Source organism: Desulfosporosinus shakirovi, assembly GCF_020595055.1.
Taxonomy (GTDB): Bacteria; Bacillota; Desulfitobacteriia; order Desulfitobacteriales; family Desulfitobacteriaceae; genus Desulfosporosinus; species Desulfosporosinus shakirovi.
In genome coordinates, this window is the sequence record NZ_JAJDOO010000012.1 from 37,030 (window position 1) to 51,514 (window position 14,485).

Sequence of the window (14,485 nt, forward strand, 5' to 3'; positions counted from 1 at the left end):
CATTGACTATTCGCGTTTATTCTTATTTTATCACTAATTTGACACAAAACAAACTATACACTGTAGTTATAGGATGCTCACTGAACCCTCATACATCATGCCTGTTAAGGCATCGACTGTCAAAGTCTGCCCGTTTTCAACCTTGGAAAAGGCATCTGCAGCACCGACAATCGTCGGAATCCCATACTGTAATCCCATGATAGCAGCGTGTGAAGTCAAACCACCCTCTTCAACGACTAATGCTCCCGCACGCGAAATTAAGGGTATAAAACGTGCATCTGTTGACAAAGCAATTAAAACTTCCCCATCGTTGAAAACTTCTTTGTCCGGGAATTGAACTTTGCATGCTAATCCTGAGTAGGATCTGCGTCCAATTCCAATCCCCTTAGACAAGATATTGCCCATTACTTGCACTTTTATCATATTTGTAGAGCCTACCTTGCCAATAGGGACACCGGCGGTAATAACAACGACATCGCCAGCGTGAATATAGTTTTGATTCAATGATGTATTGACTGTGACTGACAACATTTCGTCTGTTCCAGAGCTTTCGGGAACTAGAATGGGTTGGACTCCCCATTGCAAAGCTAACTTTCTTGCGGTACTGGCAAATGGAGTTGCAGCAATAATCATGGCAATTGGTCTATACTTTGAAATCATACATGCAGTCAACCCTGAATGAGTAGGAGTCAGAATGGCAGTCGCCTGCAGGTCTTTTGCTATGGTGTAGCTGGCAAAACTGATCGCTTCGGCAACGTTAAGCTGAGTATAACGAGAGGACACATTATTTTGACAGGTCTTTTCGGTGCGCTTTGCCAGCTTATCCATCATTTGTACTGCTTCAATCGGATATAGGCCTGCAGCAGTTTCACCCGATAACATAATAGCATCTGTTCCATCCAAAATTGCATTAGCAACATCACTTGCTTCTGCTCTTGTCGGCCTCGGTTGGCGTATCATGGAGTCTAACATTTGAGTCGCGACTATAACAGGTTTACCAAGCAAATTACATTTACGAATCATTTCCTTCTGTCTAATAGGAACTTCTTCCACCGGAATTTCAACTCCAAGATCTCCACGGGCAACCATGAGCCCATCAGCTACCTCAAGAATGTCATCTAAGTTATTGATTCCTTCCTGACTCTCGATCTTAGCAATAATATGGACATCTGCTCCCATTTCTTCAACAACCCTGCGGACATCCAGAATGTTTAGTGCTTTACGTGTAAAAGAAGCCGCAATAAAGTCAATCCCTTGGGAGATGCCAAAACGAATATCTTCAATATCTCTTTCTGTGACCGCAGGCAGGTCTATGAGTGCATTTGGTGTATTAACTCCTTTTTGAGATTTAAGAATTCCGCCATTTCTAATGATAGTTCGAATAATTCCCTTGTCCACGGAGGTAACTTCTAAGTCAAGCTGGCCATCATCTATCAGAATATGGTTGCCGGGCTTAATTTTCCGCCATAGATCAATATAGGTGATTCCAACCCTCTGCTGATTTCCAAGGCTAAGATCTGTGTCTAAAATAAACTCTGACCCATTAATCAAAGTAATTCCTTCTTCAGGAACCTTTCCGGTACGCACTTCCGGCCCTTTAGTATCCAGCAATATCCCCAAATGTTTTCCGAATTTAGCCGCTTCCTTCCGCAAGGTTACAATTCTGCGGCTGTGTTCTTCGTGGGTTCCATGGGAAAAATTCAGTCGAGCAACATCCATCCCAGCTGCTAGAAGTGCTTGAACCTTTTCTTCAGACTCGCTTGCCGGACCAATGGTGCAGACAATTTTAGTCCTTCTCATACAACAACCTCCTTCTAGCTTACAACCCCTTTGTTACAATAAGCTTCACAAAATCTAAAATCCGATTTGAATAGCCCCATTCATTATCATACCAAGCTAAAACTTTAGCCATTCGATCTCCCATCATCATGGTTGATAATCCATCTACAATAGAGCTGGCCGGGTTACCATTGAAATCGTGAGAAACTAAAGGTAATTCGGTATATTCGAGGTAGCCTTTCATCTTCCCATTAGCAGCTTGCCTCAAGGCAGCGTTTATTTCATCTCTGGTTGTTGGTTTACTTAAATTAACGACAAAATCAACTAAAGAAACATTCGGAGTTGGCACTCGAACAGCGAGTCCATTTAATTTACCTTCTAATTCAGGTATGACAAGGGTAACAGCTTTGGCTGCGCCTGTGGTAGTTGGGATCATCGATTGATAGGCAGCTCTGGATCTGCGCCAGTCTTTGTGCTCTAAATCTAAAATTCGTTGGTCATTAGTAACCGAATGAGTAGTCGTCATCATCCCTTGTTCAATCCCAAAGGTATCCAAAAGAACCTTAGCTACAGGAGCAAGGCAATTAGTTGTACAAGAAGCATTAGAAACCACATGATGTTCTAGCGGATTATACAGATTTTCGTTGACCCCCATTACGATGGTAATATCTTCGTTTTTTGCCGGTGCAGAGATGACGACTTTTTTAGCCCCAGCAGTAAGATGCTGTGCAGCATCATCACGTTTTGTAAATCGTCCCGTTGATTCAATGACAATATCAACTCCAAGATTACTCCAAGGCAAGTCTAAAGGATTTTTTTCGGCGAAGATGTCAATTCGTTTACCATCAATAAGCATTGTGCGACCGTCTATATCTACTGAATTGGGCAGCACACCATGCACTGAATCATACTTGAATAAATGGGCTAATAAATCCGGACTTCCTAAATCGTTGATGGCCACTACTTCAAATGGAAGAGTTTGATTGAGAGATGCTCGAAGTGTAAGTCTGCCAATACGCCCAAACCCATTTATTGCTACTTTAATACTCATATGTATAACCTCCTCATAATAATCAAAGATATAGTGTGTTCATGGTAAAAATAGTATCTCCATTTAACTCTATTCTGTAGACACTAATAAATCCCTGCTCCCCATTGTATTCCTTCACAAAATTTTCCACATTAGCTTTCATAATCAGAGTTTTTATAAGAGATTCATCAATACTGATAGGTACTTTACCATATATACTTCCCTAAAAAGAAAAAAACTTGCAAAGCCAAGGAACTGCAAGTTTAAATTAATAACTTTAACTTTACAGATGTGCTATAATTTAGATTTAGATTGGGTTTTTACAACTGCAATTGCTTCATCTTCAACGTAAAATAGGATTTTTTCAAGTACTGACATCAGTTTATTCTCCACCCCCGAGAAGTTCATAGCCGGCACATAGTAGGTTTCCAGTAAGTCATGAGTGGCCTTCGCTTTCTCAGAATTTTTAAGGGCTCTTGTTATATGTTGGTTAACTCGAGTCTGACAATCCCGTATTTCATCACTACAGTTTTTAATAAGTTCAGTATTATTGAGGCTCTGTTCGAAATTCAAGGGTATAATTTTGCCCTTAAAATTAGGAGCGTAAGCGTAGGGCTCACAATCAATGACCAAAGCAGTTTTTAGATCCGGAAGAATAATAAGGTCCAGTTGATCGGGATCAAGAGTATTATGGTAATATTCGATACTCAACCCATAGATTGCGGCTCGTGCCGCGATTCTGGAGAGGAAAGTTGACTTACCTGTTCCGGGTTGCCCTTTTAATATGTAGAGCGTCTCAGTTTTATTTAGCAATGTATCTATGAACTGGGTTTGTCCTTGTGGAGTATGACCCCAAGCAAATAGATGTCGTTCTGTACCATGGTTACTTGACGTAGCTTTAATAATTTCCTTTTGCATCTTTAAGGTCAGTTGATTGATCTGACTCCAATCCTGGTATGTTGATATATAGTGCTTCCATTCAGCTAAGACAATTTTTGCTTCCTTTAAAGCGAAATACGCTCTTTGAAAATAGCATGTGACTTTCAAATTACAGTCTATGATTTTTTGTCTTGATTTCTTAATCATATCTTCGTTCCAGTATTCACCGAGATTAATTATTTCATCTACAGCACCTGGATTCTTCGGATCCACAATATGGGGCGCTGTTCCGTCCATTAAACCAATCTTAAGTTCAGGAATGACTATCCCATCAATAGATCCGTTGTCTGACGACAACAATGGTACTCAATATCATACCCTCGGTCTAACATGGATTGACCAATCTTTTTCATAAATGATGATTTACCTACGCCGGGTCCCCCTTTGAGGACAAAGATATGGTTAGCGTTTTGTTCAATCATATAATGGTAGAATGAATAGAAACCTTGTGATGTTACTGCTCCAGGAAATACCTTCTTAATATGTGCATTCAATATATAGTATACTCCCCCTTTATTGCAGCCGCATACCATTTCTATTCAGATGGGCAAGTTCTCGTTCCGGATTTTAAAAATATCTAATCTCTTGAAAAGGTCTGATACAGAAAGACCGACTGATGATTGACATCAGCCGGTCTTTCTTATAGGACAATCCTACTCTTAAAATAAACACTCGAATCTAATGAGTAATTTATAATGCTTTTTCTAAGATTTCAGCTACATCTAATGCCTTTAATTCTTCCCCAACTTCACGAGCAGCTATGCCGTCAGCGAACATGGTGAGACAGAATGGGCACGCAGTTCCGACATAGTCTGGTTTTACAGCAATGGCCTCATCGGTGCGCATTTCATTGATCCGCTGTCCTTCATGCTCTTCCAGCCACATTCGGCCTCCACCGGCACCGCAACAGAAACTTTTCTCGCCGGTGTGTGCCATTTCCTTGATATCCAGACCAACTGCTTTAAGCAATTCACGAGGTTGTTCGTAAATCTCATTGTAGCGGCCCAGGTAACATGAATCGTGATAGGTGACAGTCTTTTTGTCCGCGTTAGACAGCTTGAGTTTTCCGGACTTAACTAGATCTAATAGGAATACGGTATGGTGAATAACTTCAAAGTTACCGCCTAATTGTGGATATTCGTTCTTTAAGAAGTTATAGCAGTGAGGGCATTGAGTAATGATTTTCTTAACTCCGTAATTGTTCATAACTTCAATGTTCTCAGTGGCTAAAGAATAGAATAAATACTCGTTTCCTAATTTACGAGCTGAGTCACCACAGCATTTCTCTTCATTTCCCAGGATGGCAAAATGAACACCAGCAGTTTGGAGTAATTTGACAAGAGCAGCGGAAACTTTTTGATTGCGTGCATCAAATGCGCCTGAACATCCGGGCCAATATAAATACTCTGCCGTAGGATCTTCTTCAAATGTTTTAACCCCAAGACCTGTAATAAAATCAGCACGTGTTGTCCAGCCAATACCCCATGGATTTCCGTTGTTCTCCATATTTTTGAAGGCTAATTGTGCTTCAGCAGGGAATCTTGTCTCCATAAGGACGAGATTCCGACGCATATCAATCGTTTTATCAACATGTTCTACGAACACAGGACATTGTTGCTCGCAAGAACGACATGTGGTACAAGCCCAAAGGTCATCTTCAGGTATCACTTCACCAATAAGTGCCCGACCAGTCCATTCTTCCGTCTCTTCAGACTCGCTTGCTGCGGCAGCTTCCTGGCCGACAGTTTGAGCTAAGACTTTATTTTGAGCTTGAACAGCAGCACCCGTTTCTTCCATAAGAACTCGCATATCTTGGATAATGCGTTTCGGGTTAAGGTGTTTACCGCTCAAGTATGCGGGACAGTTATCTTGGCAACGTCCGCAGCGTAAACAAACATCTGTATTAAACAATGCCTTCCAGGAAAACTCCCGCAATTGGCTTTTGCCAAAGGTTTCCAGGCTTTCATCTTCAAAGTCAATCGGCTCAGGAATACCAATCGGGCCACGGTTGCGGAAGAACTGATTGAGTGGACCCAATAGTACATGGAAAAGCTTAGAGTATGGGAAATAAGCAATGAATGCCATCGCTAAGGCGAGATGTAACCACCAGAGGAAAACGTGTAAGGACAAAAGTTGAGCTTCATTAAGCATAGCTTTTAACGGGATAGACATCCATTGTCCGACAAAAGCATACCCAGCCCAAGGATCCGGTACGACAGCGATGCGTGCCCCTTGGATGACAAAGCCTGTTAATAAAATGGTGAATAATAAGACAAGTGTTATTGCATCGTCAGGTTTATTATCTAAACGATCCGGCCTTTGGATATACCGTCGGTATGCTGCAACAACGATTCCTATCAGAGCTGCAAGTCCAAACAAGTTTGCTGTTACTTTAATGAACAGATAAAGCCAACCGTGGAAAATGTTTATGGCGAAATCTGCTTGAAGAGTAATAATGGCTGTTGCAAAAGCTAAAAACAAAAATCCATAGAAAATTCCAGCATGCATCAGACCCGGGTAACCATCTTTAAGAATTCGTTTGTGGGCAAAGGTGTAAACTATTACGTCTTTGATACCTGGCCAAACGTCTTTCCATCGATTATCAGGTTGTCCTAATTTCCAAAGCTTAACTCGTTTATATACTCCATAAACGAAGATAGCAAGTGCAATGACAAAGAATAAATAAAGCCAATGATGTCCTTCAACGTTCCAATACACTTGACGTGTAGCCATTTTTTCCTCTCCTTACCCTATTTAAGGAAGCGCCTTGAGAGGCGCTTCGCTAAATGTTATTCCTTATTCATTAACCAATTTTTTAAATTCTTCAGTTAGTAAGGGAACGACTTCAAATAGGTCGCCAACAATACCGTAATCCGCAACATTAAAGATGTTAGCTTCAGGGTCTTTGTTAATGGCTACAATGAACTTTGAGGATCCCATACCAGCTAAATGCTGGATTGCTCCAGAAATTCCGCAAGCGATATAAAGAGTCGGGGCAACAGTTTTACCTGTTTGTCCAACTTGGAATTTGTGTTCTTTCCAACCAGAGTCTACTGCAGCGCGTGAAGCTCCGACAGCAGCACCGACTACATCAGCCAAATCTTCTAGAATATTATAATTCTCAGGACCCTTCATTCCACGTCCACCAGAGACAATGATGTTTGCCTCGGTAAGCTCTGGACGCTTAGAAGCAGCAATTGCAACTTCCTTAAGAATAGCCACTAAGTCAGCAGCATCAATCTCTGCTGCTTCTTTAACTACCTCAGCTTGACGAGCAGCATCCGGAGCTGCTACCGGGAAGGTATTAGGACGAATCGTAGCCATAATCGGACGAACATTTGAGGTGAGATGAGCAAATGCTTTACCGGCATAAATGGGGCGTTTGAAGGTTAAGAAGCTATTGGAATCTGCTTCCATGCCTGTGCAGTCTGAAGCCAAGCCAACTCCAAGACGTTGGGCTAAACGTGGAGCCAAATCTTTACCGACGGCAGTATTTCCAATTAAAACAGCCTGAGGCTCTTCTTTTCGGATGAGCTTATTGAGTACGGAAGTATAAGCTCCAGTGGTATATTCAGCCAACTTTGCATCATCAATCAGTATTACTTTGTCTGCTCCGCTAGCGGCAACAGTCGCAGCAAGTTCGTCAATACCTTGTCCGAGCACAACTGCTACTACCGGCTCCCCTGTTGCATCAGCAATTTTACGAGCTTGGCTGAGAAGTTCTAATGAAACTTTACGAATTTGCAAGTTGCGTTGTTCGACAATAATCATAATCCCTTTAGCCATGTTAATTCCTCCCTTTACAGAACCTTAGCTTCTTCACGCAAGAGTTTTGCTAATTCATTTGCAGCTTGTGCCGCATCACCGGCAAGTTTTCGTCCACCTTGGCGAGGAGTAGGTAAACTGTATTCATTAATAATCATCTTTGGTGACAAATCTCCAGCGCTTAATCCAAGATCAGCAAGGGTTAAAGTTTGTAACGGTTTCTTTTTAGCCTTCATAATGCCTGCAACAGATGGATAGCGAGGTTCGTTCAACCCTTTTTGGGCAGTTATTACAGCTGGGAAACTAACTTCAATCGTTTCAGTTCCGCCATCAATTTCACGAGTTGCAGTTGCTTGTGTTCCAGCAACTTCGAGCTTAAGAACGCTACTGACCGAAGGAATACTTAATGCCTCTGCTAAACGAACTGCAATTTGGCTTGCACCATCGTCAATAGCAATACGTCCAACTAAAATGACATCATATGGAACTTGAGCAATCGCTTTAGCCAAGATCTGAGCTCGACCATACTCATCAGTATTGTCTACTTCAGGATCGTTGACCAATATACCTTTATCTATTCCCATCGCCAATGCAGTGCGGATGGCTTCTTGGGCACGAGGACCTCCCATACTTACGACGGTCACTTCGCCACCAAACTTTTCCTTAAGCCTAATTCCTTCTTCAATGGCAAACTCATCGTAAGGGTTGATAATTAGATTAACCCCATTGGCATCGATTTTACCGTTACCATCTAATACGATTTTAGCCTCAGTATCAAATGTTTGTTTGATGAAAACGACAATATTCACACTGTTTCCCCCTTACTGCAACAAAATTAATACTTTCAGAACATGACTCTTGATAACAACTGCATTAAAACTCACTGATACCTGTGATAGACGAGGTGACGAGCCTCACTCAAGATAACATCGTCTCTGACTGGTAAAGTCCTCCTCCATTAGACACCAACAATGAAATTTTTCATAACACCCCCCATAAATGCGTGAGAAGGAATTTATTTTCCAACACAAGTATTGTAGACTCTGACTAGACACAGGCTAAGCAGAGTTACCAGCAAAATCCCTGGATATAACTCACGAATATGATTTGTTTCACATATGCAATTAATAGATTAACAAAAATACAACCATGACTTGAAGTTTTTATAGTAACAAAATGCACAATCTATAATGCTGCTACCTTCTTCTCACAAAATAAGACTAGCATTGTGTGCTCAATAAGTCAATATGACGATAATTAAGAAATCTTATAGCGAAATTATGCATAAAATGAATTTTTCAATAAACGCACTCTAAGTCCTTAATATATACGACATTTTAACAAGTTTTGTCAGGATTGTTAAAAACAAATATATTTCTCTTTTCAGATTATTCGACCAATACACGCTAAATCCTTCTTGGTCGACAACTATATTTTAATATAGATACATTATCAAATGTTATTGAAGAGGTTAATGTTTTATCGTTATAAGGGCTGTAATAAAACTTGAAAAGTTTTCGAGCTGGTGGTGCGTTATCCCCCAAAAAGAGGATTCTACATCTTGACGTGGTGAATAGATCCTCTAATATATAGGGAAATATCGAATAAAGAGGGGATGTAACAAACCGGAAAACAAGTCAAGTTACATCCCCTCCTCTTTTAAGGTTTTAAGTGGTTTTATGGGGCAACGTTTTTTGAATATTACGTTCTTTATGTGTGTCGAACTCCTGATAATGAGGATCTCTAACTGTGACTGATGCTTTTGCACGTGATACTTTTTTATGAGCTCCCATTACAATTCACCCTTTCCTCTTATTAAGACAAACTTGAAACTAGTTTTCCCGAATCACACAATGCTATTCTAATCAGAATCTGTAAATAATTAAGACGGTTGAAATTCTTTTATTACAGACTTCAAGGAAGCCTTTCAAAAACTTTCTGCTGTCATGCTATAATAGTAAAAGTAAATTCTAAACTATTAATTATGTGTAAGGAACTCTCAATTATGGCCGGAGGGATAAAATGATCAACGAACAACAACTGGGAGACTTATTAGCAAACAAACTTTTTTCAGGTAAAATGACACCTGACTTTATTCATTTTTGTCTTACACATGGACGAATTCGTCGTTATGCTTCCAAACAATATCTTTATTTCTCAGGAGATGAAGGAAACACTGTCTATTTCCTCATTTCAGGCCGAATTCGGCTCTACCTAATGGGTGAGTACACTGAGAAAATAATTCGTGTCCTTAATCCCCCAGTTTTTTTCCCAGAGATAATACTTGACGGAAAACCCTATCCCCATGCTGCACTTTGCATAGAGGAGACAGAAGTATTAGCTATAGACCGGCTAACATTTATGCGATTTATGGAAAACAATCCATCCTTACTCTGGATTTTTTACTGTGAACTTGCTCTGGATTTGCGTCGTTCCTACAGACAAATTAGAAATCTGTCCCTGGGAGATGCGCGTTTACGCTTAGGTGCCAAGCTTTTTGCTCTGGCTCATGTGCATGGTCAGCAAGTTAAGAATGGTGTAACAATTACTATTCCTCTTTCTGCAACAGAACTTGCGGGGATGTGCAGCCTTGCTCGAGAATCTGTCAGCCGTATTCTAGCAGAATTGAAAGAAGCCACAATTATTGAGATTAAGAAAAAGGTTATAACGGTTTTGGATATGGAAAATTTACGAATATGGATTCACGAGCGAGCAGCCCGCTCTCGCTCTCTAGACTAAATTCGCTCTATTTTCAAGAAAATGAGTTAACCTCTCTTGAGTCAGTCCATTACAGATATAATTTTTGATTATATCAATGACCCAGGCAATTACTTCCTCATCAGTTGCGACTTGTCCGGCGAAGGTTGCAAATCGTGGGTGTCGTCCTACTCTCCCGCCAATACGCAAATTCCAACCACTCTCGCCTTTAGTTAATGTCCCTGAAGGGCAAAGGCTTTGACAATTCCCACAGGAAAGGCAACGATTATTATCTATGACAATTCCATTTTGTCCTAAGGTTATAGCACCTTCTATGCAAGAATGAACACACGCGTTACATTCTGTACAGGGTGCCTCAGTAATTCGAGGAGTTACATATCCAGAAATTCCGAAGTCTTTTATATCAGGTTGAGAACAACCATTGGGACAGCCTGCAATGCAAATTTTTGGAATGTGGTGATGAAGTACTTGACCAAATTTCCCTTCAAGTGTTTCGTGAATGTTTAACTTAACTAGGTTGATTTTCAAAGCTTCGAAAAGCGCATTCCAATTGCGAGCTAATTTCGGACAATTCGGACGACAGTGTTCCAGCTGAAATCCAGAATGTTTCATTTTTATTCCTCCAGAAATAATGTAAGGCCTTTCTGAAGTAGTTTAGCAAATACACAAACATTTTGATGTGGTTTTAATCACATAGTAATTTATTGTAATATAAAAAAGATATCACTGTGGTAACCCGAAGATTTACCATAGTGGTATCTTTCTTATATTCTGACGTCATATATTAAATCATTTTCAGTTAGTGTTAACTTTATTCGTTTAAATCCATTCTCTTTCCATTACAAATATAGACGATCTCTTCAGCGATATTTGTACAATAATCTCCAAGTCGCTCTAAAAAACGACTGGCAAAGAGAAGGTAATTAGCTTGTGTCACCTTGTTAGGGTCTTCCATCATAATAGTCCTAAGTTCTCCAAAAACTCCGGAGTAGATTTTGTCAATTTCATCATCCATTAACGCCATTTCTGCTGCGGCACCACAATCTTCGTCGACATACGCTCTCAGTCCAATGTTAATCATCTTTTGCACTAAAGCACTCATGCGAGGAATGTCAACCAAGGGCTTTATCAATTCATCCTGACCTATTCTAATAGTTAACTTTGCGAGATCAACAGACAGATCTCCCATTCGTTCAAGGTAAATAGAAATTTTAAACCCCGCCACAAGCTTGCGTAAATCACGAGCAAAGGGTTGCTGTGTAGCTATAAGAAGAATACATGTTTCTTCTATTATTGCTTGCAAATCATTAAGGTCCAAATCCTTCACTACAATTGAGTTCGCTAATTCTAGATTTTGATTAATCAAGGAACTAACCGCAAGCGCTATTTGTTGGTTAACCAAGTTGCCCATGTCTAAAATATTGGCGCGCAATTCCTCTAATTCAAGATCAAATTTTTGACGAGTCGGCATTTAATAATTCCCCCTCTCTATTAAGTTTTTTATATTATACAGCTACTTCTAATTTAAATGGAACCCCTTACCCAAACCGTCCGGAAATATAATCTTCCGTTTTTTTCTTAGCTGGCCGGGTAAAAAGGACACTCGTTACATCTTCTTCAATTAAATCACCGCTTAAGAAAAATGCCGTTCGGTCTGAAACACGAGAGGCTTGATGCATATTATGTGTAACAATGATAATTGTATATTTGTCTTTCAACTCAGAAATAAGCTCTTCAATCTTCATGGTAGAGATGGGATCAAGGGCCGATGTCGGTTCATCCATTAACAGAATTTCAGGACCCACCGCCAATAGTCGTGCAATACAAAGCCGTTGTTGCTGACCGCCAGACAGACCCAGTGCAGATTCATGCAAGCGATCTTTAACTTCATTCCATAAGGCTGCATCCTTTAAACTCGTCTCAACTATTTCACTCAATTTTTTCTTGTCAGATTCTCCATGAATACGCGGACCATAAGCAACATTTTCAAAAACTGACTTAGGAAAGGGATTAGGATTTTGAAAGACCATTCCTACCTTTTTTCTTAGTAAGACAACATCTGTGCCGGCAACATAAATATCCTGCCCATCAATCTTTACTTGACCCATAATCTTCACACTGGGGATTAAATCTTGCATCCGATTGAGCGTGCGCAAAAACGTGGATTTGCCACAGCCGGAGGGACCTATTAGAGCTGTCACACTTCTTTCCTTCATTGCTATGCCTATGTTATTTAAGGCCTGCTGATCGCCGTAAAAAAGGTCGAGTTTATTGACCACGATCTTATCCATATCAACTTCTCCTTATATCCATGTATAGAATGCTACATCTTATTTTTTCCCAGCTGGCGGCGTTGCAACCAACGACTGGGCAGTGTCAAGCAAATATTAAAAACTATGACCATAATAATTAACAGTGCGGCTGTCCCATCAGCAATTTGGTCAGCATTCGTTCCTGGTAATGGATTTGACTTAACGGCAAATAAGTGCACAGCTAATGTCTCACCCGCTGCAAGAGGATTAACATCAAATGGTATTCGAGAGACATTCATACCCGCTGTGAAGATCAATATTGCGGTTTCACCTAACGCCCTGCCGGCGACTAGGGTTATTCCTGTAATAAGTCCGGGCAGAGCCGTCGGCAGAATTACCTTTCGTAAAGTCTGCCACATTGTAGCCCCTAATGCTAAACTGGCTTCTCGGTAACTCCTAGGTACCGCGCGTAAAGATTCTTCAGTGACGCGCACTAAGATAGGTAAATTTAGTAAGGCAAGAGTTGCAGACCCTCCTAAGATGGTGAATCCTAAACCAAACATGTTTACAAATACGATCATGCCGAAAAGGCCAAAGACTATCGATGGAACACTTGCTAAACTCTCTGTACTCAAACGAATCAGGTCTGTAAATTTGTTTTTCGGAGCATATTCAGCCATGTATATTCCGGCACCTAACCCGACAGGCAGCGAGAGAACTAAGGAAAGAAACAATATATAGAATGAATTAAAGAGCTGACCTCTCACCCCATCTGGGCCATTAAAGAACTCACTCGTCAGATGAGGCACACCTCGTCCTAAAATGAGAGTTAAAAAAGCAATCAGTATAGCTACAATAGCTAAAGCTCCTATCCAGAGCATAATAGTGGCAAAACGATCGGCTTGATGAGCTTTCAACGAGCTGCCCCCTTTCGTGAGGCTGTTCTGACAAGAATAATCATAATAAGGGCAATGATCAGCAGAATAAATGCCATCATAAACAGGCCGTTATTCCACGTTGAACCGAAGGGGGTATTGCCCATTTCCATAACGATATTACTAGTTAACGTTGAGGTAGGACTGCCTAAAGAATCAGGGAATCGCGGTGAATTTCCAATAACCATCTGAACTGCCATGGTCTCTCCGATGGCCCGAGCCATCGCTAAAATAATCGCTGTTAATATTCCCGGGGATGCTGCTGGCACAAGAACTCTGCGTATAGTTTGCCAACGTGTTGCCCCTAAGGCTAACGAAGCTTCTTTATAAGTTCTTGGTAAGGAGCGTAAAGCATCTTCCGAAAGACTTATCACCGTCGGCAGAATCATGATAGCTAATACAATCCCAGCAGCCAACATGCCGTAGCCGGTTGGGGAGTTGGTGAGTTTTCCGGTCAAACCTACGATGACGGTAATACCAACGTATCCATACACCACAGAGGGAATCCCGGCAAAGAGATCTGTGGCGGGACGCATGAAGGCGCGCACCCAAGGCGGAGCAATTTCAGCTAAAAATACAGCTCCGGCCAACCCCAATGGACCTCCAATGAGTATTGCAATTAATGTCGTTCCAATCGATCCTGCAATAAATGTCAGTGCTCCAAACTTTCCAGAGTCTGGACTCCATTTGCTGCTAGTGAAGAATTCAATGATGCTGACCTCACGAAATGTTGATAGGCCCTGCATCCCTACAAACCAAATAATGCATAAGATGATTAATGACACCAAAACTGCACTGCTAATAAATAAATAACGTGATAAACGGTCATTATAATATACCCAGGACTTACGTTGAGGCAACCTGTTACACCTCCAATTTTTCATTTCTAGGAATTTAAACCTCGCTAATATTTGATCATATGTAATCAATTTAATAGCTTATAATAAGTTTAACTTATGCGTGTAAATTGTAAATTAAGAGAATGTAAAGTTCAGGTTAACAATTTTAAGATGAGCATAGCGAATTGGGAGCAAGAGATATCTTGCTCCCAATTCATAGCCATGTTA

The 14,485-nt window shown here is 40.8% G+C and carries 13 protein-coding genes; 1 reads left to right on the top strand and 12 read right to left on the bottom strand.

Annotated features, from left to right (window positions below):
- Window positions 1-66: 66 nt before the first annotated feature.
- The 7 genes from pyk to LJE72_RS12295 form a co-directional block, all read right to left on the bottom strand.
- On the bottom strand, window positions 67-1,800 hold the full coding sequence (pyk, locus tag LJE72_RS12265; RefSeq protein ID WP_229247855.1) for a pyruvate kinase: 1,734 nt from the start codon (window positions 1,798-1,800) through the stop codon (window positions 67-69).
- Between the two features lie 19 nt (window positions 1,801-1,819).
- A complete protein-coding gene (gene gap / locus LJE72_RS12270) occupies window positions 1,820-2,830 on the bottom strand; it encodes a type I glyceraldehyde-3-phosphate dehydrogenase (protein ID WP_229247856.1) in 1,011 nt (336 codons plus the stop codon).
- Between the two features lie 273 nt (window positions 2,831-3,103).
- Window positions 3,104-4,045 (bottom strand): hypothetical protein, encoded by a 942-nt coding sequence (locus LJE72_RS12275; RefSeq protein WP_229247857.1) that lies wholly within the window; start codon window positions 4,043-4,045, stop codon window positions 3,104-3,106.
- Complete coding sequence (locus LJE72_RS12280; RefSeq protein ID WP_229247858.1) at window positions 4,012-4,242, bottom strand: ATPase; 231 nt, start codon at window positions 4,240-4,242, stop codon at window positions 4,012-4,014. Before LJE72_RS12280 ends, LJE72_RS12275 begins: the two co-directional genes overlap by 34 nt.
- Window positions 4,243-4,438: 196 nt before the next feature.
- Window positions 4,439-6,481, bottom strand: a complete 2,043-nt coding sequence (locus LJE72_RS12285) for a heterodisulfide reductase-related iron-sulfur binding cluster (RefSeq protein WP_229247859.1) — start codon at window positions 6,479-6,481, stop codon at window positions 4,439-4,441.
- A 63-nt stretch (window positions 6,482-6,544) separates the two neighbouring features.
- Window positions 6,545-7,534: an electron transfer flavoprotein subunit alpha/FixB family protein gene (locus LJE72_RS12290; RefSeq protein WP_073028973.1), complete on the bottom strand. Its 990-nt coding sequence runs from the start codon at window positions 7,532-7,534 to the stop codon at window positions 6,545-6,547.
- Window positions 7,535-7,548: 14 nt separating this feature from the next.
- Window positions 7,549-8,322 (bottom strand): electron transfer flavoprotein subunit beta/FixA family protein, encoded by a 774-nt coding sequence (locus tag LJE72_RS12295; protein WP_073028975.1) that lies wholly within the window; start codon window positions 8,320-8,322, stop codon window positions 7,549-7,551.
- Window positions 8,323-9,535: 1,213 nt separating this feature from the next.
- Between LJE72_RS12295 and LJE72_RS12300 the strand changes: the two genes are divergently transcribed.
- Window positions 9,536-10,252 carry a Crp/Fnr family transcriptional regulator gene (locus LJE72_RS12300; protein ID WP_229247860.1) on the top strand — a complete coding sequence of 239 codons (717 nt, stop codon included), beginning with the start codon at window positions 9,536-9,538 and terminating at the stop codon, window positions 10,250-10,252.
- Here the strand turns inward: LJE72_RS12300 and LJE72_RS12305 are convergent.
- The 5 genes from LJE72_RS12305 to pstC all read right to left on the bottom strand — a co-directional run bounded on the left by LJE72_RS12305 (window position 10,244) and on the right by pstC (window position 14,278).
- Window positions 10,244-10,843 carry a 4Fe-4S dicluster domain-containing protein gene (locus tag LJE72_RS12305; protein ID WP_229247861.1) on the bottom strand — a complete coding sequence of 200 codons (600 nt, stop codon included), beginning with the start codon at window positions 10,841-10,843 and terminating at the stop codon, window positions 10,244-10,246. The two genes, LJE72_RS12300 and LJE72_RS12305, sit on opposite strands and share 9 nt — an antisense overlap.
- A 199-nt stretch (window positions 10,844-11,042) precedes the next feature.
- Window positions 11,043-11,702 (bottom strand): phosphate signaling complex protein PhoU, encoded by a 660-nt coding sequence (gene phoU / locus LJE72_RS12310; protein ID WP_229247862.1) that lies wholly within the window; start codon window positions 11,700-11,702, stop codon window positions 11,043-11,045.
- Window positions 11,703-11,769: 67 nt separating this feature from the next.
- Window positions 11,770-12,522 (bottom strand): phosphate ABC transporter ATP-binding protein PstB, encoded by a 753-nt coding sequence (gene pstB / locus LJE72_RS12315; RefSeq protein WP_229247863.1) that lies wholly within the window; start codon window positions 12,520-12,522, stop codon window positions 11,770-11,772.
- A 32-nt stretch (window positions 12,523-12,554) separates the two neighbouring features.
- Window positions 12,555-13,400, bottom strand: a complete 846-nt coding sequence (gene pstA / locus LJE72_RS12320) for a phosphate ABC transporter permease PstA (RefSeq protein ID WP_229247864.1) — start codon at window positions 13,398-13,400, stop codon at window positions 12,555-12,557.
- Window positions 13,397-14,278, bottom strand: a complete 882-nt coding sequence (gene pstC / locus LJE72_RS12325; RefSeq protein ID WP_229247865.1) for a phosphate ABC transporter permease subunit PstC — start codon at window positions 14,276-14,278, stop codon at window positions 13,397-13,399. Before pstC ends, pstA begins: the two co-directional genes overlap by 4 nt.
- Between the last annotated feature and the right edge of the window lie 207 nt (window positions 14,279-14,485).

What these genes read in the sequence shown, in the direction of transcription:
- LJE72_RS12305 (WP_229247861.1), bottom strand. Translation starts at nt 10,843, where the DNA reads ATGAAACATTCTGGATTTCAGCTGGAACACTGTCGTCCGAATTGTCCG.
- LJE72_RS12300 (WP_229247860.1), top strand. Translation starts at nt 9,536, where the DNA reads ATGATCAACGAACAACAACTGGGAGACTTATTAGCAAACAAACTTTTT.
- pstB (WP_229247863.1), bottom strand. Translation starts at nt 12,522, where the DNA reads ATGGATAAGATCGTGGTCAATAAACTCGACCTTTTTTACGGCGATCAG.
- phoU (WP_229247862.1), bottom strand. Translation starts at nt 11,702, where the DNA reads ATGCCGACTCGTCAAAAATTTGATCTTGAATTAGAGGAATTGCGCGCC.
- LJE72_RS12290 (WP_073028973.1), bottom strand. Translation starts at nt 7,534, where the DNA reads ATGGCTAAAGGGATTATGATTATTGTCGAACAACGCAACTTGCAAATT.
- pyk (WP_229247855.1), bottom strand. Translation starts at nt 1,800, where the DNA reads ATGAGAAGGACTAAAATTGTCTGCACCATTGGTCCGGCAAGCGAGTCT.
- LJE72_RS12285 (WP_229247859.1), bottom strand. Translation starts at nt 6,481, where the DNA reads ATGGCTACACGTCAAGTGTATTGGAACGTTGAAGGACATCATTGGCTT.
- gap (WP_229247856.1), bottom strand. Translation starts at nt 2,830, where the DNA reads ATGAGTATTAAAGTAGCAATAAATGGGTTTGGGCGTATTGGCAGACTT.